This window comes from Roseomonas sp. BN140053 (assembly GCF_047690175.1).
Classification (GTDB): domain Bacteria; phylum Pseudomonadota; class Alphaproteobacteria; order Acetobacterales; family Acetobacteraceae; genus Roseomonas.
In genome coordinates, this window is sequence record NZ_JBLLEB010000001.1 from 85768 (window position 1) to 111228 (window position 25461).

Annotated in this window: 23 protein-coding genes; 17 read left to right on the forward strand and 6 right to left on the reverse strand. The window is 71.7% G+C overall.

Going from position 1 to position 25461, the window contains the following annotated elements:
• Window positions 1–112 precede the first annotated feature (112 nt).
• Window positions 113–1042: a glycosyltransferase gene (locus ACLIBK_RS00415; protein ID WP_415385229.1), complete on the reverse strand. Its 930-nt coding sequence runs from the start codon at window positions 1040–1042 to the stop codon at window positions 113–115.
• The gene (locus ACLIBK_RS00420) at window positions 1039–1494 is read right to left on the reverse strand and encodes a GtrA family protein (RefSeq protein WP_415385230.1); all 456 of its coding nucleotides are present in this window, start codon (window positions 1492–1494) and stop codon (window positions 1039–1041) included. The genes ACLIBK_RS00415 and ACLIBK_RS00420 overlap by 4 nt, the downstream gene beginning before the upstream one ends.
• Before the next feature lie 245 nt (window positions 1495–1739).
• Between ACLIBK_RS00420 and ACLIBK_RS00425 the strand changes: the two genes are divergently transcribed.
• The 11 genes from ACLIBK_RS00425 to ACLIBK_RS00475 all read left to right on the forward strand — a co-directional run bounded on the left by ACLIBK_RS00425 (window position 1740) and on the right by ACLIBK_RS00475 (window position 11860).
• Complete coding sequence (locus ACLIBK_RS00425; RefSeq protein WP_415385231.1) at window positions 1740–3347, forward strand: ABC transporter substrate-binding protein; 1608 nt, start codon at window positions 1740–1742, stop codon at window positions 3345–3347.
• A gap of 26 nt (window positions 3348–3373) precedes the next feature.
• Window positions 3374–4315: an ABC transporter permease gene (locus ACLIBK_RS00430; RefSeq protein WP_415385232.1), complete on the forward strand. Its 942-nt coding sequence runs from the start codon at window positions 3374–3376 to the stop codon at window positions 4313–4315.
• Window positions 4312–5247 (forward strand): ABC transporter permease, encoded by a 936-nt coding sequence (locus ACLIBK_RS00435; RefSeq protein ID WP_415385233.1) that lies wholly within the window; start codon window positions 4312–4314, stop codon window positions 5245–5247. Before ACLIBK_RS00430 ends, ACLIBK_RS00435 begins: the two co-directional genes overlap by 4 nt.
• Window positions 5248–5252: 5 nt before the next feature.
• Window positions 5253–6257, forward strand: coding sequence for an ABC transporter ATP-binding protein (locus tag ACLIBK_RS00440; protein WP_415385234.1), 1005 nt, complete (start codon window positions 5253–5255; stop codon window positions 6255–6257).
• A gap of 32 nt (window positions 6258–6289) precedes the next feature.
• A complete protein-coding gene (locus ACLIBK_RS00445) occupies window positions 6290–7363 on the forward strand; it encodes an ABC transporter ATP-binding protein (RefSeq protein ID WP_415385554.1) in 1074 nt (357 codons plus the stop codon).
• Window positions 7364–7463: 100 nt separating this feature from the next.
• The gene (locus ACLIBK_RS00450; protein ID WP_415385235.1) at window positions 7464–7964 is read left to right on the forward strand and encodes a (2Fe-2S)-binding protein; all 501 of its coding nucleotides are present in this window, start codon (window positions 7464–7466) and stop codon (window positions 7962–7964) included.
• Between the two features lie 128 nt (window positions 7965–8092).
• The gene (locus ACLIBK_RS00455) at window positions 8093–8884 is read left to right on the forward strand and encodes an FAD binding domain-containing protein (RefSeq protein WP_415385236.1); all 792 of its coding nucleotides are present in this window, start codon (window positions 8093–8095) and stop codon (window positions 8882–8884) included.
• Between the two features lie 255 nt (window positions 8885–9139).
• Window positions 9140–9961, forward strand: a complete 822-nt coding sequence (locus ACLIBK_RS00460) for a cold-shock protein (protein WP_415385237.1) — start codon at window positions 9140–9142, stop codon at window positions 9959–9961.
• A 191-nt stretch (window positions 9962–10152) separates the two neighbouring features.
• Window positions 10153–11103, forward strand: coding sequence for a flagellin (locus tag ACLIBK_RS00465; RefSeq protein ID WP_415385238.1), 951 nt, complete (start codon window positions 10153–10155; stop codon window positions 11101–11103).
• A gap of 101 nt (window positions 11104–11204) precedes the next feature.
• Window positions 11205–11528 (forward strand): hypothetical protein, encoded by a 324-nt coding sequence (locus ACLIBK_RS00470; protein WP_415385239.1) that lies wholly within the window; start codon window positions 11205–11207, stop codon window positions 11526–11528.
• 32 nt (window positions 11529–11560) lie between these two features.
• Window positions 11561–11860 (forward strand): hypothetical protein, encoded by a 300-nt coding sequence (locus ACLIBK_RS00475; RefSeq protein ID WP_415385240.1) that lies wholly within the window; start codon window positions 11561–11563, stop codon window positions 11858–11860.
• A 64-nt stretch (window positions 11861–11924) separates the two neighbouring features.
• Here the strand turns inward: ACLIBK_RS00475 and ACLIBK_RS00480 are convergent, their stop codons facing one another.
• On the reverse strand, window positions 11925–14648 hold the full coding sequence (locus tag ACLIBK_RS00480; RefSeq protein ID WP_415385241.1) for a DUF4214 domain-containing protein: 2724 nt from the start codon (window positions 14646–14648) through the stop codon (window positions 11925–11927).
• Between the two features lie 278 nt (window positions 14649–14926).
• Window positions 14927–15832, reverse strand: coding sequence for a polysaccharide deacetylase family protein (locus ACLIBK_RS00485; protein WP_415385242.1), 906 nt, complete (start codon window positions 15830–15832; stop codon window positions 14927–14929).
• 88 nt (window positions 15833–15920) lie between these two features.
• On the opposite strand from ACLIBK_RS00485, the gene cydD reads away from it, so the two are divergent.
• Window positions 15921–17624, forward strand: coding sequence for a thiol reductant ABC exporter subunit CydD (gene cydD, locus ACLIBK_RS00490; RefSeq protein WP_415385243.1), 1704 nt, complete (start codon window positions 15921–15923; stop codon window positions 17622–17624).
• Window positions 17614–19263, forward strand: a complete 1650-nt coding sequence (gene cydC, locus ACLIBK_RS00495; RefSeq protein WP_415385244.1) for a thiol reductant ABC exporter subunit CydC — start codon at window positions 17614–17616, stop codon at window positions 19261–19263. The genes cydD and cydC overlap by 11 nt, the downstream gene beginning before the upstream one ends.
• Window positions 19264–19315: 52 nt before the next feature.
• Here the strand turns inward: cydC and ACLIBK_RS00500 are convergent, their stop codons facing one another.
• On the reverse strand, window positions 19316–20305 hold the full coding sequence (locus ACLIBK_RS00500) for a hypothetical protein (protein WP_415385245.1): 990 nt from the start codon (window positions 20303–20305) through the stop codon (window positions 19316–19318).
• A 171-nt stretch (window positions 20306–20476) separates the two neighbouring features.
• Between ACLIBK_RS00500 and ACLIBK_RS00505 the strand changes: the two genes are divergently transcribed.
• The 4 genes from ACLIBK_RS00505 to bfr all read left to right on the forward strand — a co-directional run bounded on the left by ACLIBK_RS00505 (window position 20477) and on the right by bfr (window position 23552).
• Window positions 20477–20872: an OmpA family protein gene (locus ACLIBK_RS00505; protein ID WP_415385246.1), complete on the forward strand. Its 396-nt coding sequence runs from the start codon at window positions 20477–20479 to the stop codon at window positions 20870–20872.
• A complete protein-coding gene (recQ, locus tag ACLIBK_RS00510; RefSeq protein WP_415385247.1) occupies window positions 20872–22707 on the forward strand; it encodes a DNA helicase RecQ in 1836 nt (611 codons plus the stop codon). The genes ACLIBK_RS00505 and recQ overlap by 1 nt, the downstream gene beginning before the upstream one ends.
• A gap of 63 nt (window positions 22708–22770) precedes the next feature.
• Entirely contained in the window at window positions 22771–22959 is a 189-nt protein-coding gene (locus tag ACLIBK_RS00515; protein ID WP_415385248.1) for a bacterioferritin-associated ferredoxin, read from the forward strand.
• Between the two features lie 92 nt (window positions 22960–23051).
• Window positions 23052–23552, forward strand: coding sequence for a bacterioferritin (gene bfr, locus ACLIBK_RS00520; protein ID WP_415385249.1), 501 nt, complete (start codon window positions 23052–23054; stop codon window positions 23550–23552).
• A gap of 91 nt (window positions 23553–23643) precedes the next feature.
• Here bfr and ACLIBK_RS00525 read toward each other — a convergent pair whose 3' ends face one another.
• A complete protein-coding gene (locus tag ACLIBK_RS00525; protein ID WP_415385250.1) occupies window positions 23644–25374 on the reverse strand; it encodes an ABC transporter ATP-binding protein/permease in 1731 nt (576 codons plus the stop codon).
• Between the last annotated feature and the right edge of the window lie 87 nt (window positions 25375–25461).

Here is a 25461-nt window from a genome sequence, read left to right on the forward strand (position 1 = left end):
CCACGCGGCTTGATCGCGGGTTAGTTACGAATCCCGGGAACCCCTGGATGCACGCCGAAGTTGCGCGATCCGAGATTTTTTCGCGGAACGAGATTTTACTATCCCCTCGTGCTCAGCCAGGCAAACCTGGCAGCGCCAGGTAGGCCATGCGCTTCGCCTCGCGCCGGCCACGGGTGACCGTATCGAGGATCAGCCCACTGGCAAGCGAAAGAAAGGAAAGCACGACCAGCGCCACGGCGGCCAGGAAAGTCGGCAGCCGCGGCACCAGCCCGGTGGCGAGATAGGTGGACAGCACCGGCAGCACCAGCAGCGTCGCCACGGCCAGCAGCAGCCCGGCCAGCGCCCCGAAGAAGGGCAGCGGCTTTTCGCGGCGCATCAGCGCCACGATGGTGCGGAGGATGCGGACCCCGTCGCGATAGGTCCGCAGCTTGGAGGCCGACCCGGCCGGCCGTTCGGCATAGGGCGTGGGCAGCTCGCCCACGGGTAGCCGCAGTTCCAGCGCATGAACGGTGAACTCCGTTTCGGTCTCGAAGCCCTCGGACAGCGCCGGAAAGGATTTCACGAAGCGCCGCGAGAAGACCCGGTATCCGGAGAGCATATCCGTGATCCGGTTACCGAAGACCCAACGCACCATGCCCGTCAGCACGAGGTTGCCCAGGCGGTGCCCGGGGCGGTAGGCGCCCTGCACCTGGTCCACCCGCACGGCGGTGACCATGTCCAGCCGTTCCCGCCGCAGCAGCTCCACCATGTCGCGGGCAGCCCCGGCATCGTAGGTGCCGTCGCCGTCCACCAGCACGTAGATCTCGGCCTCCACGTCGGCGAACATGCGGCGCACCACGTTGCCCTTGCCGGGGATCGGCTCCTGCCGCACCACGGCGCCGGCGGCTTCCGCCACCGCCACGGTGCCGTCGGTGCTGCAATTGTCGTAGACGTAGACGGTGGCCTCGGGCAGCGCCGCCCGGAAGCCCGCCACCACGCCGGACACGGCCGCTTCCTCGTCCCGGCAGGGTACCAGCACGGCGATGCGGGGCGGCGGGGTCACGGGGCGGCCCCGGGAAGCGGGGCGAAGACGTAGCGGCGGGACAGCAGGAAGTTGCCCCCCATGCCCACCAGCGCCCCGGCCGCGACCCCCAGCACCGGCTGCGCCGCCACCGCCGGCACGTTGGCCACCAGCAGGGCATAGGTGCCGTAGTTCAGCGCGAAGCCCACGAGGTTGACCAGCAGGAAGCGGACCCATTGCCGGCGCGCCGGCTGGCTGGCGCCGGAGGCACGAAAGGTCCAGGCGCGGTTCAGCGCCCAGGTGGTGCTGGCCGCGGCGAGATAGGACAGCACCCGCCCGGCATAGGGGCCGGCCCCGGCCAGCATCGTCAGCAGCAGCACGGCGGAGTCCACCAGGAAGCCCACGCTTCCGACAACGCCGAAGCGCAGCACCTGCCCGAGCAGCACCGCATGCGGCCGCCCGGCCGCAGCCGTCCAAGATCGCGTCGCCTGCATGCCGGCCACGCATAGGGGAGCGGGGGAGGGCTGCCAAGCGGGAAGCGACCCGCCCCCGCCACCCCTGGCCATGCCGCCGTGCGCGCGGCATTCCTGCAACACCGGGGCGGCGGCACGGGGCCCCGGCGCGCCCGCCACGCCGGGTGCCGCGGCCGCGCATCCGGCGCCCCCGGCGACGGCAGGGCTTGCACGGCGGGCGGCGCTCCGCTTCCTTCACCCCGTTCCGGGGCCAGGGAGAATGCGGGATGCAGCGTCGTGAGCTTCTGTTCGGCGCCGCGGGCGGGGTTGCGGCCCTGGGCCTGGCGGCACCGCTCAGCCGCCCCGCCCTGGCGCAGCCGGCGGCGCAGCGGGTGCTGAAATTCGTCCCGCATGCCGATCTCGGCGTGGCGGACCCCATCGTGTCAACGGCCTATATCGCCCGCAACCACGGATTGCTGATCTGGGACACGCTCTACGGCTACGACGAGGACTACAAGCCGCAGCCGCAGATGGCCCAGGGCCATCAGGTGGAGGAAGAAGGCCGCCGCGTCACCATCACCCTGCGCGACGGGCTGAAATGGCATGACGGCGAGCCGGTGCGGGCGCGCGACTGCGTCGCTTCCATCCGCCGCTGGGCTGCCCGCGACGCGCTGGGGCAGCGGCTGATCGCGCTGACGGAGGAACTCGCGGCCCCCGACGACAAGACGGTCGTGTTCCGCCTGAAGCGGCCTTTCCCGCTGCTGTTCGACGCGCTGGGCAAGCCCTCCACCCCCTGCTGCTTCATGATGCCCGAGCGGCTGGCGCGCACCGACCCGGCCACCGCGATCACGGAGATGGTGGGCTCCGGCCCCTTCCGCTGGGTGGCGGACGAGCGGGTGCCGGGCTCCCGCCTCGTGTATCAGCGCTTCGACGGCTACGTGCCGCGGGGGGAGGGGACGCCGACCTGGACTGCCGGGCCCAAGGTGGCCCATTTCGACCGCGTCGAGTGGACGGTGATCCCCGATGCCGCCACGGCCGCGGCCGCCCTGCAGGCCGGCGAGGTGGACTGGTGGGAACAGGCCACCGCCGACCTGCAGCCCAAGCTGCGCACCAACCGCAACGTGGTGCTGGAGATCCCCGACCCCACCGGGTTGATGGGGATGTGCCGCTTCAACCACCTGCACCCGCCCTTCAACAACCCGGCGATCCGCCGCGCCCTGCTCGGCGCCGTGGTGCAGGGCGACTTCATGACCGCGGTGATCGGCGAGGATCGGTCCCTGTGGCGCGACAATGTCGGCATCTTCCCGCCGGAAACGCCGCTGGCCACCGATGTCGGGATGGAGGTTCTGACCGCCCCGCGCGACTACGACAAGGTCAAGGCGGACCTCGCCGCCGCCGGCTACAAGGGCGAGAAGGTGACCATCATCGCCGCTTCCGACCTGCCCTCGCTGAACGCGCTGGCCCAGGTGGGGGTGGACATGTTCCGCAAGGCCGGCATGAACGTGGATTTCGTGTCCACCTCCTGGACCACGGTGGTGCAGCGCCGCGCCAGCCGGGAAGTCCCGGAAAAGGGCGGCTGGAACGTGTTCTTCACCTTCTGGGCCGGCACGGACGTGTTCAACCCCGGCGTCAATCAGTCCCTGCGCGGCAACGGCGCGGAGGCCTGGTTCGGCTGGCCCACCGCCCCGCGGCTGGAGGAGTTGCGCGACGCCTGGTTCGACGCCCCCGACCTGGACGCCCAGAAGAAGGCCGCGGCCGAGGTGCAGACCCAGGCGCTGCAGGACGTGCCCTACCTGCCGCTGGGGCAGTATTTCCAGGCCACGGCCTATCGCCGCGGGCTGAGCGGGGTGCTGAAGGGCATGCCGGTCTTCTGGAACGTCAAGCGCGAGGGCTGAGCAACCGCCCCGCGCAGCCTGCACAGATGCTCCCCTACCTGCTCCGGCGCATCGTCGCCACGGTCCCCGTGATGGCCGTGGTGGCGCTGTTCGTGTTCTCGCTGCTCTACGTTTCGCCGGGCGACCCGGCGGCGGTGATCTGCGGCGACCAGTGCACCCCGGCCGAGGTGGAGCGCGTCCGCGGCGTGCTGGGCCTGGACCGCCCCTTCCTGGTGCGCTTCGGCGAATGGGTCTGGCGCATCGGGCAGGGCGACCTCGGCCAGTCGATCTTCACCAACCTGCCGGTGTCCACCATGATCGCCCAGCGCATCGAGCCGACCCTGTCGCTGATGCTGCTGACGCTGGTGCTGGCGGTGGGCATCGCCGTGCCGCTGGGCGTGGTGGCAGCCTGGAAGGCCGGGTCCTGGCTGGACCGCGGGGTGATGGGGCTGGCGGTGCTGGGCTTCTCGGTCCCGGTTTTCGTGGTGGGCTACATCCTGGCCTATATCTTCGCGCTGGAGCTGCAATGGCTGCCGGTGCAGGGCTACACGCCGATCGCGCGCGGGGTCTGGCCCTGGCTGCAGAACCTGATCCTGCCCGCCGTGGCGCTGGGCGGCATCTACATCGCGCTGATCGCCCGCATCACCCGCGCCACCATGCTGGAGGTGCTGGGCCAGGACTACGTCCGCACCGCCCGCGCCAAGGGCGTCGGCCAGCGCGGCATCCTGTTCGTGCACGCCCTGAAGAACGCCGCCGTGCCGGTGGTCACCGTGATCGGCCTGGGCGTGGCGCTGCTGATCGGCGGCGCGGTGGTGACGGAAAGCGTCTTCGCCATTCCCGGCCTCGGGCGGCTGACGGTGGATGCCATCCTGCGGCGCGACTACCCGGTGATCCAGGGCGTCGTGCTGCTGTTCTCCTTCGTCTACGTGCTGGTGAACCTCGGCGTGGACCTGCTCTACACCCTGTTCGACCCGAGGATCCGCTATTGAGCGGCGAGGCCATCCTGCCGGCGCTGCCCGGCGTGTCCGACCATCCCAGCGGCGGCGCCGCGGCCCCCTTGCCGGACGTGCTACCGCCGGTGCGCGCCCGGCGCGGCGTGCTGGGCTTCGTCCGCCGCCATCCCACGATCGCGGTGGGCGGCGGGCTGCTGCTGCTGCTGCTGCTGGCCGCGGTACTGGCGCCGCTGCTCTGGACCGCCGACCCCACCGCCCTGGCGCCGCGGCTGCGCACGCGCGAGCCTTCGGCACAGTGGTGGTTCGGCACCGACATGCTGGGGCGGGACGTGTATTCCCGCGTGCTCTACGGCACCCGCGTGTCGCTGCTGGTGGGCTTCGCCGTGGCGATCCTGGCTTCCGCGGCGGGGCTGCTGATCGGGCTGGTGTCGGGCTTCGTGCGCTGGGCCGACGGCCTCATTATGCGGATCATGGACGGGCTGATGAGCATCCCGCCGATCCTGCTGGCCATCGCGCTGATGGCGCTGACCCGCGGTTCCGTCGGCAACGTTATCCTGGCCATCACCGTGGCCGAGGTGCCGCGCGTGTCGCGCCTGGTGCGCGGCGTGGTGCTGAGCCTGCGCGAGCAGCCCTATATCGACGCCGCCGTGGCCGCCGGCACCCGCACCCCCGCCATCGTGTGGCGCCACATCCTGCCCAACACGCTGGCGCCGCTGACCGTGCAGGCGACCTATATCTGCGCCTCCGCCATGATCACCGAGGCCATCCTGAGCTTCATCGGCGCCGGCACCCCGCCGATCATCCCCTCCTGGGGCAACATCATGGCCGAGGGCCGGGCCTTGTGGCAGGTGAAGCCCTATATCGTGTTCTTTCCCGCGCTGTTCCTCAGCGTCACCGTGCTGGCGGTGAACCTGCTGGGCGACGGTTTGCGCGACGCGCTGGACCCGCGCATGGCGCGGCGGCTGTGACCGGCATGGACGCGGACGCGCCGCCGCTGCTGTCGGTGGAGATGCTGCAAACGCATTTCCGCACCCCAGACGGCGTGAACCGCGCCGTGGACGGCGTCAGCTTCACCGTGCGGGCCGGCGAAACGGTGGCGATCGTGGGCGAGTCCGGTTGCGGCAAGTCCGTCACCGCCATGTCCGTGCTGCGCCTGATCCCCGAGCCGCCCGGCCGCATCGCCGGCGCCATCCGCTTCGAGGGGCGCGACCTGCTGCAGCTGTCCGACCGCGAGATGCGCGCCATCCGCGGCAACGAGATCAGCATGATCTTCCAGGAGCCGATGACCTCGCTGAACCCGGTGCTGACGGTGGGGCGGCAGATCGGCGAAACGCTGCGGCTGCACCAGGGGCTGGACGGCCGCGCCGCGGAAGCGCGGGCGGTGGAGATGCTGACCCTGGTGGGCATCCCCGAGCCGCGGCGCCGGGTGCGCGAATACCCGCACCAGCTTTCGGGCGGGATGCGGCAGCGCGTGATGATCGCCATGGCCCTGGCCTGCAACCCCAAGCTGCTGATCGCCGACGAGCCGACCACCGCGCTGGACGTCACCATCCAGGCGCAGATCCTGGACCTGATGCGCGACCTCAAGCAGCGGGTGGGCGCGGCCATCGTGCTGATCACCCACGACCTCGGCGTGGTGGCGGAGGTCGCGGAGCGGGTGATCGTGATGTATGCCGGTCGGGTGGTGGAGCAGGCCGCGGTGGGGCCGCTGTTCCGCGCCCCGCGCCATCCCTACACCCAGGGGCTGCTGGGCGCGGTGCCGCGGCTCGGCTCCTCGCTGGAAGGCACGGCGACGCGGCTGGCCGAGATCCCCGGCCAGGTGCCCAGCCTGAAGGCCCGCATCGAGGGCTGCGTCTTTGCCTCCCGCTGCCCGCACGCCACCGAGCTGTGCCGCGCCGTGCCGCCGGCGCTGGAAGGCAAGGCGCCCGGGCACCTCGCCGCCTGCCACTACGCGCACCGCGACGCGGTGGCGGCATGAGCGGCGCGGCCGCACCGGCGTTTCCCGGCACGATGCGTCGTCCCGCGGCACCGGGGGCGGAGCCCGCGCCGACTGGCACCCCGATCCTAGCGGTGCGCGACCTGCGCAAGCACTTCCCCCTGCGCGGCGGCTGGCTGGGCGGCAGCCGCGGCGTGGTGCACGCCGTGGACGGCGTCAGCTTCTCCATCGCCCGCGGCGAAACCCTGTCCCTGGTGGGTGAGTCCGGCTGCGGCAAGTCCACCGTGGGCAAGGCGGTGCTGCGGCTCTTCGACCTCACGGACGGGCAGGTTCTGCTGGACGGGCAGCGCATCGACACCATGCCCGCCGCCACGCTGCGGCCGCTGCGGCGCCGCATGCAGGTGGTATTCCAGGACCCCTTCAGCAGCCTCAACCCCCGGATGCGGGTGCGCGACGCCCTGGCCGAGCCGATCCGCAACTTCGGCCTCGCCCCGACGCGGGAGGCGCTGGACCGCCGGCTGTTCGAGCTGATGGACACGGTGCGCCTGCCGCGCGACGCGCTGAACCGCTGGCCGCACGAATTCTCCGGCGGGCAGCGGCAGCGCATCGGCATCGCCCGCGCCCTGGCCGCCGAGCCGGACCTGCTGATCTGCGACGAGGCGGTGTCGGCGCTGGACGTGTCGGTCAAGGCGCAGATCGTCAACCTGCTGGGCGACCTGCAGGCGCGGCTGGGGCTGGCGCTGCTGTTCATCTCGCACGACCTCGCCGTCGTGGAGCACATGACGCACCGGGTGGCGGTGATGTACCTGGGCCAGATCGTGGAGCTGGCGCCGCGCCGCGCCATCTTCGCCAGCCCGCGGCACCCCTACACCGAAGCGCTGCTGTCGGCCGTGCCGGTGCCGCAGCCTGGGGCGGCGCGGCAGCGCATCATCCTGCGCGGCGACGTGCCCAGCCCGATCAACCCGCCGGCCGGCTGCCGCTTCCACACCCGCTGCCCCTACGCCTTCGACCGCTGCCGGGTGGAGGTGCCGGTGCTGGCGCCCACCGATCCCGGGCACCTCGCGGCTTGCCACCTGCACGACCGCCCGGCAGCGGAGAACCCGCTTCGCCCGGCGCAAATCCATGCGAATGGTTCTCAACTGACCTGACACTTGACGCGGTGCACCCGGGCGCGGGATTTTGCCGCACGACGCGCGGGCACCGCGGTGCCCGCCGACCTGATCCTGATGCTTTTGGGGGAGACGCGCGATGCCGCAGGTTTCGCTGACCGTGAACGGCAAGCCGCACACCGTGGAGGTGGAAGGCCGCACCCTGCTCGTGGAGCTGCTGCGCGAGAAGCTTCGCCTCACCGGCACGCATGTGGGCTGCGACACCAGCCAGTGCGGCGCCTGCGTGGTGCACGTGAACGGCGACAGCGTGAAGGCCTGCACCATGCTGGCCGTGATGGCCGAGGGCGCCGAGGTCACCACCATCGAGGGGCTGGCCGCGGCCGACGGCACACTGCATCCGATGCAGGAAGCTTTCCGCGAGTACCACGCCCTGCAGTGCGGCTTCTGCACCCCGGGCATGGTGATGTCGGCCATCGACCTCGTGCAGAAGCACCCGCAGGGGCTGAGCGAGCAGGAGATCCGGCACGGGCTGGAAGGCAACCTGTGCCGCTGCACCGGCTACCACAACATCGTGCGCGCCATCGACGCGGCGCAGGACGTGATGCACGGCCGCGTGGCGGAGCTCGCCCGCGCCGAGTGAATCCCGTGCCGGGCGCCCTCGCGGGGCCCGGCCGGTTGCCCACATGATGCCGGACACACGCGGCATCCGAAACGCGCAGCCGCCGGCCCCCGCGCCGGCACGAGCCGCCGAGCCCAGGGACCGAGCGCATGTATGATTTCAGCTACCACAAGCCCGCCACCATCGCCGACGCCGTGGCGCTGCTGGCCGACCCCGAGGCCCGGCCGGTCTCCGGCGGCCAGACCCTGCTGCCCGCGCTGAAGCACCGGCTGGACCGCCCCGCTGCGCTGGTGGACCTGAGCGGCATCGCCGAGCTGAAGGGCATCCGGCGCGAGGGCAATGAGATCGTGATCGGCGCCATGACGCGCCACAACGACATCGCCACCAGCCCCGAGGTGATGGCCGCCATTCCCGCCCTGGCCAAGATGGCCGGCAACCTCGGCGACACGCAGGTCCGCAACCGTGGCACCATGGGCGGCAGCCTCGCCAACAACGACCCGGCGGCGGACTACCCCTCGGCCGCGCTGGCCCTCGGCGCCACCTTCGTGACCGACCGCCGCCGCATCGAGGCGGACGAGTTCTTCCAGGGCATGTTCACCACGGCGCTGGAGCCGGGCGAGCTGCTGGTGTCGATCCGCTTCCCGATCCCCGAGAAGGCCGGCTACGCGAAGATGCGCAACCCGGCCTCGCGCTACGTCATGACCGGCGTGTTCGTGGCCAAGGGGCCGAAGGGCCTGCGCGTGGTGGTGAACGGGGCCGGCCCCGGCGTGTTCCGCCAGGCGGAGATGGAAGCGGCGCTGGCGGCCAACTGGTCGGCCGAGGCGGTGGCGGGGATCAAGCAGTCCCCCGACGACCTGAACAGCGACATCCACGGCAGCGCCGAATACCGCGCGCACCTCGTGACGGTGATGGCCAAGCGCGCGCTGGCCGAGGCGGGCTGAACCCGCCATCCGGGCCCGCGGCAGCGCGGGCCCTGCGCGCCGCGGCCGGCATCGTCGCGCCACCGGTGGGGCGCGACGGGCCGGGGCGGGTTTTCGCGACGGGACGCGCGGCGGGGCGGCGGGGATCACCCCTCCGCGAAGCATGCCCCGCGGTCAATACGTTTCGGCTAGCAATCGCCCAGATGCCGTGCCAGTCTGAGCATACCGGCCCTACATCCCGTCGGGTCGCGAGTGTTGCGTAGGCAGATAGAGACAGTGTCTCACGATAACGATTTCCAGGGCGGCTCCGGGTCCGTCGAGGCCGAGGTCAAGTGGTACAACGGTCGCAAGGGCTTCGGCTTCGTCCTCGGCCCCGACGGGCAGGACGTCTTCTTTCATGCTTCGGCACTGACCGAGGCCGGGATCGAGCCGCCTGAAACAGGCGACAAGCTGGTGTGTGAGATCGGCACGGACCGCCAGGGCCGTCGCCTCGTGACGCGGATCACCGAGCTGCGCAAGGGCCCGGGCGGCGGCGCTGCCGGCGGTGGCGGTGGCTTCGGCGACCGTCCCCCCCGGCGGGATTTCGGCGATCGTCCCCCGCGCCGTGACTTCGGCGGCGGTGGCGGCTTCGGCGGTGGCGGCGGTGGTTTCGGCGACCGTCCCCCGCGCCGTGACTTCGGCGGTGGCGGCGGCTACGGCGGTGGTGGTGGCGGCTTCGGGGCCCCGCGCGGCGGCTTCGGCGGCGGCGACCGTGGCGGCTTCGGCGGTGGCGGTGGCGGCGGTGGCTTCGGGGCCCCGCGCGGCGGCGGCTTCGGCGGTGGCGGCGGTGGTGGTGGCTTCGGCGACCGTCCCCCGCGCCGCGACTTCGGCCGCGACGAAGGTGGCCCGAGCTACCCGATCAACGGCACCGTGAAGTGGTTCGACCAGGTCCGCGGCTTCGGCTTCGTGACCCCCGATGACGGCGGCCAGGACGTGTTCCTGCACTCCTCCGTGCTGCAGCGCGCCGGCGTGGCCGACGTGCAGCAGGGCCAGAAGGTGAACCTGGAAGTCCGTGACGGCCAGCGCGGCCGCCAGGCCGTGGTGCTGAAGGACAACTGATCCCGGGTCGCCCCTCGGCGGCGCAACGGAAACCCCGGCACGGCGACGTGCCGGGGTTTTTTCATGCCCGCGCCCCGGGGCGCGGGGGCCAACGAAAGGGTGAGCTGGGTTAACCGTCCGTTCAGGACGAATCCGCTATGCCGGGGGCGTAGCGCGGCAAGAGGCTGCGCGGTGCAGGGGAAAATCCCGCGATGGCGATGAACTCGGTCAACACCAATCTCGGCGCCATGGTGGCGCTGCAATCGCTCAACCGCACCAGCGACGCGCTGAGCGTCACGCAGAAGCGCGTCAGCACCGGCTTCCGCGTGTCGGACGCCAAGGATGACGGCGCCGCCTTCGCGGTGGCCCAGGGCATCCGCGCCGATGTCGCCGGCCTGACCTCCGCCAACGAGCAGCTGGGCGGCATCAAGGGCATCCTGGACACCACCAACACGGCGCTGAAGAACGTGTCGGACACCATGACGGAAATCCGCACCGTGCTGGTGAAGCTGGCCGACGACAACACCAGCACGGACCAGCGCACCCAGTACACCGCCCAGTTCGGCGCCCTGGTGGACAAGGTGAACCGCTTCCTGTCGGACGCCACCTACAACGGCAAGTCGCTGATCGGCACGGACGAGAACGCCGCGACCGACGTGGTCACGGTGCGCAACGAGAGCGGGCAGACCTTCGCGGTGGGACAGGTCGCCGGTGCCACGCTGACCTTCGACACCGCCATCAACCTGACCACGGCGGGCACCCTGACCACGGCGGACGGCGCCTTCACCCTGGCGGCCGGTGCCGCCATGACGGCGCTGAACGCCCGCGCCATGCTCGGCACCGGGCCGGCGGCGGACCTGCCCGACGTGCGCGCCGGCGCCGGCACCGCCACGGCCATCAAGACCTTCAGCGCCGTGCAGGGCGCGGTGAACACGGCGATGAACCGCTACGGAAACGACAGCAAGTACGTCGATGCCCAGATCACCTACAACAAGGACAAGCTCGACAGCATGGAGAGCGGGCTGGGCGCGCTGATCGACGCCGACCTGGCCAAGGAATCCGCCCGGCTGCAGGCCCTGCAGATCAAGCAGCAGCTCGGCACCCAGGCACTGGGCATCGCCAACCAGACGCCGCAGACCCTGCTCAGCCTGTTCCGAAGCTGACCGCGGCGGCGGAAGCACCGCGGGACCCGCTCGAAACGTTGTGATTCCGGTCCGATTGCGGGAGGTCTAGGCTCCGCCCGCAACCGCCAGGACAGGGTGCCGTGACCGCACCGGCCCGGAGTTTCATCTTCGCCCCGCTCAACAACACGCAGAAGCCGGGCATGGACCCCAATGACGCCGTGGGCGCTTTTCACCCGGGCATGCGGATGTGGAAAACATACCACGAGGGCCTGGGCGGCACGGTGGTGGAGCATTACTTCAACAACGAGCGCGGCCTGGGCTGTGCCAAGGTCAGCCAGGGCATCCTGGACGCGCTGGTGCGCGGTTCCAACAGCCAGTACTACGAGCGATCGTGTATTTCGGCCACGGCACCAAGACGCACCTGTCGTCCATCGGCTGGGACCAGACCACGGTGCGGGCGCTGACCGACGCGGTGGACACCTAAGGCTCGGCGGGGGTGAAGGTGCTGCTCTACGCCTGTTCCTGCGCGGCGCATGGCGGCATCGCCTATACCATGTCGGAGAACCTCAAGGTCTGGGCGCAGTACGGGATGGAGGTCTACGGCCATGCCGTGCCCGGCCATTCCTTCGACAATGCCGTGGTGCGCCGCTTTCCCAGCGCCAATGGCCTGGCCGGCTACCGCGTCTGTCCGGACGGAAGGGTGGATGCCTGGAAGGCGGCCCTGAAGAATCACAAGACCATGTTCTGGGCCCGCTTCCCCTTCATGACCGCCGAGGAGATCGAGGCCGAGATCTAGCGGGGCGCCACCGCCGGCCGTGCCATCTCCCCAAGGCGGGTCCGCCCTGGGGAGAGGGCGTCGATCAGGCGAAGGCGATGCCGAACTGCGAGGGCGTTTCGCTGATGATGTTGTCCGCGGTCAGCGCCACGTGCTCGGGGCTGTCGGAGAAATTGGCCACCGCCTGCGGCCGGCTGAGGACGCCGGCATCCAGCTGCACGGTGTAGTAGTGCACCTCCTCGGCCGAGGCCGTGCGGTGCAGCGTGTTCTGGTACAGCAACTCCACGAACTGCGTGCTGGAGGTGTTGGCGCCGTAGCGGGCCTGGAACTCGGGGCTGTTGAGGAAGCCGGTGATGATGCCGGTCTCGCTGTTGTTGCCGGCGTCGAGCTGGGCGCGGTAGAAGCCCAGCCCCGGCAGGTCGGGCTTGCGGCCGAAGGCGGCGTCGTAGATGCGGGCCACCGTGGCGGCGTTCTCACTGATGTCCCAGATGCCGCCCTGCACGGTGGCGGCGGTCAAGCGCTGGTTTTCCGGGCTTTCGGAGAAGTTCACCAGGGTCTGCTCGCGGCTCTGCCCGGCGGCGAACTGGTCGCGGTAGTAGCTCAGCTCGGATTCCGCGGCGCCGCGGTGCAGCACGTTCTGGTAGAGTTGCACGACGTACTGGTCGTTGCTCAAGCCGTTGCCGAAGCGGGCCTGGAACTCGGGGCTGTTGTTGAACCCCGTGGCGATGTCGGCCAGCCCGGCCCCGTACTGCAGCTTGTCGATGTAGAAGTTCAGCCCTGCCTGCTCCGGGCTGCGGGCCAGCGCGGCGTTGTACAGCCGCACCACCTGCGAGGCCGGATCCGTGGGGTCGATCACCATGCGGCCGTCGGCGAACTGCACTGCGTCGAAGTTGCGCAGCGCGTGCACCGTGCCGTCCTGCTCGATGAACAGGGTGTCGCCGTTGCCGCGCGCCAGGAACTGGCTGCCGCGCAGCCCGGACATGCTCTCGTCGAACACGGCGTGGTCGCCCAGGCCGACGGAAAGGTGGATTTCCGCGCCCTCGTAGACGCCGTCGCTGGTGAAGGAGGTGCCGCGGATCGCCACGATGGCGTCCAGCTTGGCCTGCACGGGGGTGCGCCAGTCATCCTGCAGGATGCCGCCGGTGTCGCCGGAATTGGGGTTCCAGGACCACCAGGCCCAGGAGATGCCGGCGGAGGGCGCGCCGGCGTCGCGGACCCCGTTGCCGTCGAAGTCGCCGTTCAGCGTTTGCGTGATCTCGCGCAGCCAGACGCTGTCCTTGGGGTCTTCGAGCTTGGTGCCGAGCTCGCCCACCAGGATCGGGGCGATGCCTTCGCGGGCGATATAGGCCCATTGCTTGTCGAAGACGCCCTGCAGCGTGTCGCCGAAATTGGCGGCCTGGAACCAGGGCTGCGCGTAGACGGAATTCGGGTAGTCGTGCGGCGAATAGACCAGCTTGTTGGCGATCGGCAGGTCCACGGGATGCTCGCGCACGCCCTGCAGGTTGCCGCCCTGCCAGTACCAGTCGTTCTCGTAGCGGGTGATGCCCTCCACCACGATCAGCCAGTCGGGGTTGACCGACTGGATGGCGGCACCGGCGCGCTCGGCGGCCTTTTCCCAGTCGGTGGCGAGGTTACCGTCGCCCCAGGTGGCCTGCTCGCGCGGCTCGTTGTGCAGGTCGGCGCCGACCACGGTGGTGTTGCCGGCATAGTGCTGCGCCAGCATCTTCCAGTCGTCGATCCAGCCCTGCTCGGTCCACTGGCCATCGTACCAGAGCCCGTTGAGGTTGGGCCCATCGCCGGCGCTGCTGCGGTGGTGGTCCAGGATGATCTTCATCCCGAGCTGGCCGGCGTAGTTCACGATCTTGTCCATCAGCGCCAGCCCCGACACGCCCGCGAGGTCGGGGTTCAGGTTGGTGCTGATGCCCGAGGCCGGCAGCCCGTGCAGCACTTCCGAGGAATAGGGGAGGCGGATGGCGTTGAAGCCCAGATCCGCCATCTGCTTCATCATGTCCTGCCAGTTGCGGACATTCAGCCCGTCCGGCGCGCCGCGGGTGGTTTCCAGCCCGAACCAGTTCACCGCCGCCAGCCGCACCGCCGTGCCGGAGGCATCGACGATGTCGGCCCCGCGGGTGGACAGGAAGCCGCTGTTCTGGCCGGCCGGCAGGGTGCCGCCGTCATCGTCGCGGATCGTGCCGGTGGCCTCGTAGCGCGTGGGCCGGGCGCCGCTGGGCGAGGACAGCACGAGCCGCACCGTCTCGTTGTTCTCGGCGGCCGTGTCGCCCAGCACCTGCACCTGCACGGTGGCCTGGGTCTGCCCGGGGGCGAAGGTCACGGTGCCGCCGGCCGCCTGGAAATCCACCCCCGGCGTGGCGCTGCCCGCCGCCGTATCCCAGCGCACCGTCACCGCCGTGTCGGACGCGTGGGAGAGGCTGAGGTTGAAGGTGAGGGGGGTGGTGCCGTTGTGGCCTTCCGTGACCGCGGCATCCGAGATGGTCAGTTCCGGCAGGCCGGAGATCGGGGCGCCGTTGTCCAGGAACACCGGGCTGCTGGGGGCGCCCGCTGCGTTGAAGCCGAAATTGGCGCTCTGCCCGGGGGCAAGGGTGCCGTTGAAGCCGACATTGCTGAAGCTGTAGGTGCCCGACGGCGCGCCGATCGGCGTGACGTTCCAGAAGTTCTGGATCGCCCAGGGGGCGGAGAACGACACCGTCCAGCCCGTCACCGTGTCCGGGCCGTCGTTGATCACGAGGATCTCGCCCGTGAACCCCTGGTCCCAGCTGTTGGTGGTCCGGAAAACGGTGCGGAGGGTCATGGCATCGGCTCGCAATGAGTTCGGGCGGACGACACGCTCGCCGCGGCGCGATCAGTAACGGGAACCTTACCAAATCTCAAATAAAAAACGCCGCTCAACTCCAGATCGACATCGCTTCAACCCGTGGATGGGCTCAGAGCATATGGTGATCCCGGTGGTTGGTGCTAGGTCTCAGCATCGGCTTACCTCCGGCTGTGGGCACGCATGTTCGCCCTCGATGTTCCAGCTGCGTCCCGGGGCCATGCGGGACGGCACCTCCCCAGCGGCGTTGGTTCCCGTCAGCCCATCACCATGCCGTCCGGCAACGTCGCCGCGTGGTCGAAGATGGCCCCTGCCGTGCACAGCCAGACATCCGGACGCGCCGCGCGCAGGCGGCGTAGGGCGCCGCGCAGCGCTCGCAGCCGGAAAGGCTGCCCCAGGATATAAGGATGCAGCGCGATGCCCATGACCTGCGCCCGGCCGTCGCGCACCTGGTCCAGCCGTTCCTCGAAATCCGCCACGATCATCTCGGCGAACTCGGCCGCGCCGTGCTTGCGCGCGATGATCGCCGGGATGTCGTTGATCTCCTGCGGGTAGGGGATGGCCAGCAGCCGGCCGTGCTTCGTGCGGTGCCACACCGGCTGGTCGTCCGAGCACCAGTTCAGCGTGTAGCGGTAGCCCGCCTCGGCCAGCAGGTCGGGGGTGGCATGGCTCTCGGCGATCCAGGGGGACAGCCAGCCGCGCGGTGGGGTGCCCTCGTGCCGGGTGAGGGCCGCGGTGGCCGCGGCGATCACCGCGCGCTCGCCGGCCTCGTCCAGGGCGCTCTGCCGCTGGCTGTTGGTGACGCCGTGGCCGGCGATCTCATCGCCGCGGGCGCGATGCGCGGCCACCAGCTCCGGCGCGTGGTCGTAGAGCGCGCTGTTCAGCAGCACCGTGCAGGGCAGGGCCAGCTCGTCCAGCAGTTCCAGCAGGCGCCAGGCGCCGACGCGGTTGCCGTAGTCGCGCCAGGCGTGGTTCAGCACGTCCGGCTGCGGCCCGGCGCCGGAGGCTGCGCCCGGCGCCAGCTCCGCCCCCAGCCCCTCGCCGAAGGCGAAGTGCTCCAGGTTCAGCCCGAGATACACCGCCAGCTTCGCCCCGCCGGGCCAGTTCCAGCGCGGGCGCGCGGGCCAGGGGTGGTAGTCGTAGCGGCCATGATGCGGGAGCATCGCCGATGCTCGCCCACCGCGGTCGCCGGGGGCAAGCCCGCGGGCGGGGCGGGATGCGCGCGGCGCCGCCCTGGTCTAGGAAGGCGCCATGTCGTCGCCCGACACCGATGAGGCCGCCCGCACGGCCGCTGCCCGCCGCTTCCTTTCCCAGGCCGCCCGCGAGAACCGCGCCGGGCGTCGCCTGCCCGTGGCCCTCGGCCTGGTCGCCACCCTGTGTGGCGTGGCGCAGGCCTGGCTGATCGCGACCCTGCTGGCCACGCTGCTGGGCTTCCCCGAGGCCGGGTGGGGTGCGCTGGGGGGTGCCGCGGCGCTGGCCCTGGTGCAGGTCGGCCTGTCCGTGGCGGCCGAGCGCGCCCAGGGGGCCGCCGGCGTCGCGGCCCGGGCGCGGCTGCGCGGCCGGGTGCAGGCGCGGCTGCTGGAACTCGGCCCGGCCGACGAGCGCCCCGCGGGGGAACGCGCCGCGCTGGTGGTGGACCGGGTGGAAGCGCTGGACGGCTATTTCTCCCGCTGGCTGCCCACCGCCGCGCTGGCGATCCTGTCCCCCCTCGCCGTGGCACTGGCCGTGGCCCTGGCCGACCCGGTGGGCGGGCTGATCCTGGTGGTCGGCGGGCTGCTGGTGCCGGTGGCCATGGCGCTGACCGGGATCGGCGCGGCGGTGCAGAGCCGCCGGCAGTTCGGCGCCCTGCAGCGCCTGAGCGGCCGCTTCCTGGACCGGGTGCGCGGCCTGCCCACGCTGGTGCTGTTCAACCGGCAGGCGGCCGAGGCGCAGGCCCTCGGCGCCGCGGCCACCGAGTTGCGTCAGCGCACCATGCGGGTGCTGCGGGTCGCCTTTCTCAGCTCCGCCGCGCTGGACCTGCTGGCCGCGGCGGTGCTCGGCTGCATCGCCTGGCGCCACGCCGCGCTGGTGACGGGCGGGCATCCCGCCCCGGTGGCGGCGCTGTTCGCGCTGCTGCTGGTGCCGGCCTTCTTCGCCCCGCTGCGGGCCTTTTCCGCCGCCTATCACGAGCGCCTCTCAGCCACCGGCGCCGCCGCGGAGCTCGCACCCCTGCTGGCAGCCGAGCCGGACAACGGCCTGTTGTTGCAGGAAGTCCCGCCCAGCGTCGTGGTCACCTTCGAGGACGTGACCCTGCGCTACGACCCCGCCCGACCGCCGGCGCTGGACGGCGTGTCCTTCCGCGTCCTGCCCAACGAGGCGCTGGTGCTGGCCGGGCCGTCGGGGTCCGGTAAGTCCTCCGTGCTGCGGCTGCTGCTGGGCTTCCGGCGCCCGGATGCCGGCCGCATCGCCCTCAACGGCCGCGACGCCACCGCGCTGCGGCCGGAGGAGCTGCGCCGCATGATCGCCTACGTGCCTCAGAAGCCGCATCTGTTCCGCGACACGCTGCGCGAGAACATCCGTCTCGCCCGGCCCGAGGCCACCGACGCCGCCGTGGAAGCCGCGGCGCGCGAAGCCCGCGTCGCCGACTTCCTGCCGCAGCTGCCGTACGGTCTCGACACCGTGGTGGGCGAGGGCGGCTGGGGCCTCAGCGGTGGGCAGGCGCAGCGCGTCGCCCTGGCCCGCGCCTTCCTGCGCGACCGCCCGCTGGTGCTGCTGGACGAGCCCACCGCGCATCTCGACCCCGGCACGGAGGCCGAGGTGTTGGACGGGCTGCGCCGCCTTTGCGCCGGCCGCACCGCCGTGATCGCCAGCCATTCCCCGGCCCTGCGCGCCCGCTTCAACAAGGTGCTGACCCTGGAGAACGGCCGCGTGGCCAATGCGCCCCGCCGCGGGCGGGAGGCCGGCCATGTGGCGTGACCTCCGCCGAGTCCTGGCGCTGTGGCGGGCGCACCGGTCCCGCCTCGTCCTGGGCGCCCTGGCTGCGGCGCTCACCGTGCTGGCGGGGGTGGCGCTGCTGGCCCTGGCCGGGCACGGCGTGTCCCAGGGGCTGCGGCACGGCGCCACCGCCGTGGCCGCCGCTTCCCTGCTGCTGCTGCGGCCGCTGATCCTGCTGCGCCCGGCGCTGCGCTGGGGCGAGCGCATGGTCACCCACGCCGCCACCTTCCGCGCCCTGGCCGATACCCGCGTCTGGTTCTTCTCGCGCCTCGCGGAACGCCTGCCCACCGGCCTCGGCCTGCGCCGCGCCGGCGACCTGCTGGGCCGGCTGGTGGCCGACGTGGAAGCGCTGGACGGGCTCTACCTCCGCGCCCTGGTGCCGATGGCCGCGGCCGCGGCGGCGGTGCTGGCCATCGCCGTGCTGCTGGGCGTCGCCGCCCCCGGCCTGGCCGGGGTGGTGGCGCTGCCGCTGGCCGTGGCGCTGGTGCTGCCGCCGCTGCTGGCCCCCGTGGCAGCACGCGATGCCGCCGCCGTGGCGGAAAGCCGCGGCGCCCTGCGCGCCCGCGCGGTGGAGCCGCTGCTGGGGTTGGAGGACGTGCTGGCCAGCAACGGCGAGGGCCGTGCCGCCGAGCGCCTCGCCGCCGCCGGCGCGGGGCAGGCCTGCGCCGAGCGCCGCCTGTCCCGCACCGGCGCCCTCGGGGGTGCCGCAGGTGCGCTGCTCGCCCAGGCGGCGCTGCTGGGCGCCCTGGCCTGGGGTCTCGCGGGGGGCGAGGCCGCGCTGCTGGCCGTGCCCGCCCTGTTCCTGGCCCTCGCCGCGGCCGAGAGCCTGTCCGCCGTGCCGCGCGCCGGCGCCGCCCTGGCCGCGGCCGGTGCCGCGTCCCGCCGCCTGCTGGAAGCCGCCGACGCCCCCGTGCCGGTTGCCGCCCCGGCCGAGCCCCTGCCGCTGCCGCGCGGCAACGCCCTGAAGCTGGAGAACCTCCACTTCCGCTGGTCGGCCGACCGCCCCCTGGTGCTGGACGGGCTGTCGCTGGAGATCCCCGAGGGCGCCCGGGTCGCGCTGCTCGGCCCGTCCGGCTCCGGCAAGTCCACCCTGGCCACGCTGCTGCTGCGCCTGGCCGAGCCGGAATCCGGCCGCATCACCCTGGGCGGCACCGACCTGTCCCGCCTGTCGCCCGAGGCGGTGCGCACCCGCATCACCTGCCTGACCCAGGATGCCCGCCTGTTCGACGACAGCATCGCCGCCAACCTGCGCCTCGCCGCGCCGGAAGCGCCGGATGCCGATCTCTGGCAGGCGCTGGAACGGGCGCGGGTGGCCGACCTCGTGCGCGCCCTGCCGGCCGGGCTGGACACGCCCTGCGGCGAGGGCGGGGTGCGGTTTTCCGGCGGGCAGGCGCGGCGCCTCGCCCTGGCGCGGGCGCTGCTGTCCCCGGCCCCCGTGCTGATCCTGGACGAACCGGCCTCCGGCCTGGATGTCGATGCCGAGCGCGCCTTTCTGGAAACCCTGGACGAAGCCACCGCCGGCCGCACCGTGCTGCTGGTGCTGCACCGGCTCACCGGGGTGGAACGGCCGACCCGTATCCTGCGCCTCGCGGGTGGCAAGGCGTTTCCCGCCGCCGGGTGATGTCGGAGTATTGCAGGAACAGCATGTTACGCCATCTTCCTGCGCCGGGAACTTAGTTCTTGCCGAGCTGGTAGAGCGGCGCCAGCATCAGCCGCCGGGCGGAATTGCGCGCCAGTGCCTCGATCTCCCGCCGGTCGGTGGTGTTCAGGTCCACCGCCATCCAGGCCGCCGCCAGCCGCTGCCAGAACACCGCAATGTCCAGCAGCCGGTCGCGGGCGGCATCCTGGGCCGCCACCAACCGGCCGAAATTGGCCAGCACGCCCTGCCGCCCCAGCGCCGCCGTGGCTTCCGCCAGGATGGCCGTGACCGCTTGCCGCGGCAGGGTGATCTTGCCGGCCAGCACCCCCAGCCCATGCGTCAGCAGGTCCGCCGACCAGGCCCGGTCCCGCACCATGGCGGCGTGGATGGAGGCCACCGCCTGTTCCATCCCGAGGTAGTCCGGCTGCGCCGACTGGGTCGCCAGCACCCGGGCATGGGCATTGGCCAGCCGCTGCAGGGAGCGGGCCAGCAGCGCCACGTTCTCCATGGACTGGCCGCCCTCCACCACGCAGTGGGCCACGGCACGCTCGAACATGTCCTGACCGGGCGGCACGCGGCGGATCGCGTCGCACAGGGCGCGGCCCTGCGACCCCGCCTGGGTGGTCAGGGCGGACACCAGCGCGGTGGTGGCGGCGTAGACCTGCTCGTCCGCCACGGGCGGGGGCTCGCCGCCGCGCAGCACCTCCGGCACCGGGTCGTCGGCACCCAGCCGCTCGGCGAAGCGCAGCGCCGTGGGCACCAGCCGCAGCAGCCGGTAGTCCCGGCTGCCGGGGATGATGTCCATCGCCACATGCACCGTGTCCACCGGCATCACGAAGCGCACCGTGCCGCAGTCGCGCACCAGCCGGGCCTCGCCGGCGGCGTCGCGCTCGAACACCAGCCCGGGGGAGCGCAACCGGCTGGCCGAGAAGTCGAAGCGCGGCGGCGGCCATTCCTCCCCTTCCTCCTGGCCGGGAAAGGCGACGGGATCGAAGGCCTTCGGGTCGGGCAGGGGGGCGGACATGCCCCATCCTCCCATGCCGGGAATGAATGGGCGGTAACCGCGCCCCCTCCGCCCCGTTGACGGTTCGGGCGACAGGTCGCATCTGGGCGGCCGGGCCCCGCGGCGCATCCCTCCGCGGAGGGATGCGCCGCTTCGGCCCGTTTCCTGCCCGAAAACCGGAGAATACCCGCCATGCGCCGCCTGTTTCTCGCCTCGATCGCGGCGTTGCCGCTGCTGGCGGCCTGCGCCCCGACGGAGCTCCGCAGCCCCGAGGCCCGGGTGGTGTTCTTCGAGGCCAACAGCACCGAGCTCGACACCCCCGCCCGCGCCGTGGTGGCCGAGGCCGCCGAGATCGCCAAGCGCTACCCCTCCGCCGTGGTGGACGTGCTGGGCTTCGCGGCCGATGACCGCACCAGCTTCCCCGGCGGCAACCGCCAGCTGAGCGAGGCCCGCGCCCGGACCGTGTCCACCGAATTGCGCGTCAACGGCGTGCCCCAGGGCCGCATCCGGATCGCCCCGCTGGGCGCCGTCGCCTACGAGGCGGCCCAGGTCGAGTCGCGCCGGGTGGAGATCCGCATCCACAACTGATGGCGGGCTTCTTCGGGGGGAAACCGGACCCGGCCAAGGTCCTGCACGACACCTTCGGCTTTCCGGCCTTCCGGGGCCGGCAGGAGGAGATCGTGCGCCACGTCGTGGACGGCGGCTCCGGCCTCGTGCTGATGCCCACCGGCGGGGGCAAGAGCCTGTGCTACCAGGTGCCCGCCCTGTGCCGTCCCGGCCTGGGCGTGGTGGCCTCGCCGCTGATCGCCCTGATGGAAGACCAAGTGAACGCCCTGCGGCAGCAGGGCGTCCACGCCGCGGCCCTACATTCCGAGCTGGACGAGGAGAAGCGCGCCGCGGTGCTGCGCGACCTCGGCCGCGGCACCCTCAAGCTGCTCTACGTCTCGCCCGAGCGGCTGACGCTGGAATCCACCCTCGAACGCCTCAGCCGCACCGACCTCGCCCTGTTCGCGGTGGATGAGGCGCACTGCCTGTCGCAGTGGGGCCACCATTTCCGGCCCGAATACCGCCAGCTGGACGTGCTGCAGCGGCTGTTCCCGGAAGTGCCGCGCATCGCGCTGACGGCCACGGCCGATGCTCGCACCGTCACCGACATCCGCGAACGCCTGGGCCTGACCGAGGACCCCGTGTTCCGCGGCGGCTTCGACCGGCCCAATATCCACATCGAGGCGGCGCCGCGCGACGGCGCCCGGCGGCAGATCCTGGACTTCGCCGCCAAATCCTCGGACGGCCGCGGCGCCGGCATCGTGTACTGCGCCTCCCGCAAGGGGGCCGAGCAGACCGCCGGCTGGCTGCGCGAGGCCGGCTACGACGCCCTGTGCTTCCACGCCGGCATGGAGCCGGCCGACAAGCGCGCCGCGCATCGCCGCTTCGCCGGCGGCGACGCGGTGGTGATGGCCGCCACCATCGCCTTCGGCATGGGCATCGACCGCCCCGACGTGCGCTGGGTGGCGCATGCCAACCTGCCGGGCTCCCCGGAGTCCTGGTACCAGGAGATCGGCCGCGCCGGCCGCGACGGGCTGCCCGCCCGGTCGCTGCTGCTGCACGGCGCCGAGGACATCGTCTGGGCCCGCCACCGGCTGGAGGACAGCCCCGCCTCGGACGAGCAGAAGCGCATCGAGCGCGAGCGCCTCAACCGCATGGTGGCCATCGCCGAGGCCGCCACCTGCCGCCGCCGTATCCTCTTGCGCTGCTTCGGCGAGGACCTGCCCGCCGATTGCGGCAATTGCGACGCCTGCCTGCGGCCGCCCACCCTGCGCGACGGCACGGTGGCGGCGCAGAAGCTGCTCTCGGCCGTGCTGCGCACCGGCTCCCGCTTCGGGCTGGGCCACCTGATCGACGTGCTGCGCGGCGAGCGCACCGCCAAGGTGGTGCAGTTCGGCCACGACCAGTTGCCCACCTTCGGCGTCGGCCGCGACGTATCCGAGCACAACTGGCGCGGCGTTGCCCGCCAGCTGGTGGCGCAGGGCGCGCTGGACGTGGCGGTGGAGAACCACGGCGAATACCGCCCCACGGAGGCCAGCCGCGCCATCCTCCGCGGCGAGGAGAAGGTGATGCTGCGCGAGGACGCCGCCACCCCGCGCGGCAGCACCCGCGCACCCAGCCGGGCCAAGGCGGGCAGGGCGCCCGTCCCGGCGATGTCCGGCGATCCCGCCTTCGACGCATTGCGGGCCTGGCGGCGGGAAGAAGCGTCGCGGCAGTCCTTGCCGGCCTACATGATCTTTTCCGACCGGACGCTGACGGAGATCGCCGCCTCGCGCCCGCGCGACCTGGACGAGTTGAGCGCCGTACCGGGGGTGGGGGCCAGCAAGCTGGACCGCTACGGCGATGAGGTTCTTCGCGTTCTCCGCAATTGCGAGTGACTTGCAAACGATGGAAACGCCCGGTATAGGCTTCGTCACCCAGCGCGACGGACCCGACCCGGTATGTATGTCTGCCTCTGCAATGGTTTGACCGATACCCGTATCCGCGATGCCGTGGCGGCCGGCGCCTGCCGCCCCTGCGAGGTTTATGCCCGCTGCGGCACCCGGGCGCAGTGCGGCACCTGCGTCCGCACCATCGTGTCCATGCTGCGCAGCCCGGCGGCGGAGGGCAGCAAGCCCGTCGCCAACTGAGACTGCCTTTCAGTAGCAAAATTCATTGAAATCAAAGACTTGACTTCGCGGGGCCGCGGGGCCTTCTCTGCCGGCACAGAGGAGAATCCCCCATGCCGTCCGATCCGCGGGTGATCGAACACCTGAACACCCAGCTCACCAACGAGCTGACCGCCATCAACCAGTACTTCCTGCACGCCCGCATCCTGAACCACTGGGGCGTCACCCGGCTCGGCCGGCACGAGTACAAGGAATCCATCGAGGAGATGCGGCACGCGGATGATCTCATCCACCGCATCCTGTTCCTCGACGGCCTGCCCAACGTGCAGCGCTACAACCAGGTCCTGATCGGCCAGTCCGTGAAGGAAATCCTGGAATGCGACGAGCGGCTGGAAACCAAGGCGATCGGCGACCTCAAGGAGGGCATCGCCTACTGCGAGTCGGTGCGGGACTACGTGTCGCGCGACCTGCTGATCACTATCCTGAAGGATGAGGAGCATCACGCCGACTACCTGCACGCCCAGTTCTCGCTGATCGAGCGTATCGGCGAGGAGCGCTACACGCTGCTCAACAGCGATCCGGCGCCGGACCAGGAGCAGAACGCGGGCGACTGACACCCCGCGTCGCGGCGGCACTCTGCCCGCCCCCGGTGAGGATGTGAGGGCGTAAGGCGAACCGGCCCCGCATGACGGGGCCGGCGGCCTGTCAGGCCGGTACCAGCCGGCCGGCTTCCACCCGTACGGCGCGGTCGTGGAACCGCGCCACCGCCGGCCGGTGGGCGATGGACACGACCGCCGTGTTCGGCAGCCGCTGCCGTAGCAGGGCGTAGAGCTGTTCCTCCGCGGGGCCGTCCAAGCTGGCAGTGGCCTCATCGAGAAAGAGCCAGTCCGGGCGTTGCAGCAGGGCGCGGGCAAAGGCCAGACGCTGCTGCTCGCCGCCCGAGAGCTGGCGGTCCCAGGCTTCCGGATGGTCCAGCCGCGGCAGCAGGTGCTCCAGCCCGGCCGCCGTCACCGCGTCGCGCACCGCGGCCTCGGGAAAGTCCTCGGGATGGCCGGGGTAGCAGACCACTTGGCGCAGCGTGCCCAGCGGCAAGTAGGGGCGCTGCGGCAGGAACAGGGCCCGGGCGCCAGTGGGCATCGCCACCTGCCCGCGGCCGAAGGGCCAGATGCCGGCCAGGGCCCGGAACAGGGTGGACTTGCCGCTGCCGGACGCACCGGTGATCAGCACCGCCTCACCCGGGGCGACGCCCAGCGAGGCATCGGCCAGCAACCGGCGGCCGTCGGGCAAATCCAGCTCCAGGCCGCTCGCCTGCAACTCGGGCACCGGGCCGGCCACCACCTGCGGGCCCCCGTGCTCGGCCGCTTCGGCGGCCGCCACGGCGGTGCGGAAGCCGGTCAGCCGGGCCACGGTGGCGCGCCATTCCGCCAGCGTCGTGTAGTTGTCCACGAACCAACTCAGCGAGCCCTGCACCTGCCCGAAGGCGGAGGAGGTCTGGATCAGCGAGCCCAGCGGGATCCGCCCGGCAAAGAAGGCGGGGGCGGCGATCACGATGGGAAAGATGCTGGCCACCTGTCCGAAGCCGGCGGTGAAGAAGGTCAGCCGCTTGGTCACCGTCATCAGTTGCCGCCAGTTGGCGACCAGCACGGCGAAGCGCTGGCCCAGGCCGCGCTCCTCGGTGGCCTCGCCGTGGTGCAGGGCGATGCCTTCGGCGTTCTCGCGCACGCGGATCAGGGCGTAGCGGAAATCCGCTTCCAGCCGCTGGCGCTGGAAGTTCACCTCCACCAGCCGGCGGCCGATCAGGTGCGTCAGCCAGGTGCCTAGCGCCGAATACAGCAGCGCCACCCAGACGAGGTAGCCGGGGATCGGCAGGTTCAGCACGTTCACCGGGCCCGACAGGTTCCACAGCACCACCACGAAGGAGAGCAGCGTCACCACCGAGCTCATCAGCCCCAGGCCGAGGCTGAGGTTCTGGGTGACGAAGTTGTCCACGTCCTCGGCGATGCGCTGGTCGGGGTTGTCGGTGCCGGGGTCGGCCAGGGCGATGCGGTAATAGGCGCGGCCGTGCAGCCACTGCGCCGTCAGCTTCTCCGTCAGCCAGCGGCGCCAGCGGATGGTCAGCAGCTGCTTGAGGTAGAGCTGAAACACCGCCACCAGGATGAACAGCCCGGCCACCAGGCAGAAGCCGGGCAGGAAGCCATCCTCCGGGTCGGTGCGGCCGAGGAAGAGCAGGCCGATGAAGGCGTCCCAGTCCTTGGCTTCCAGGGCGTTGTAGAAGGCGCGCTGCCAGAAGGTGAGGATCACGTTCATCCCCACCAGCGCCAGGTTGAGCACCACCACCACGGCCAGCAGCCACCGCGCCGACCAGCGCTCCTCGCCGGTCCAGAAGGGCTTGGCCAGCGTCCAGGCGTCCCGGAGGGCGTCGATGGTTCCGCGCATGGGGGTTCGAAGCTCCGCGTCGCGTGGGGAGAGGAGGGGGTGGTTCCGGAACGGGATGGGGCGGCGTCGCGCCGGATCAGCGGCAGG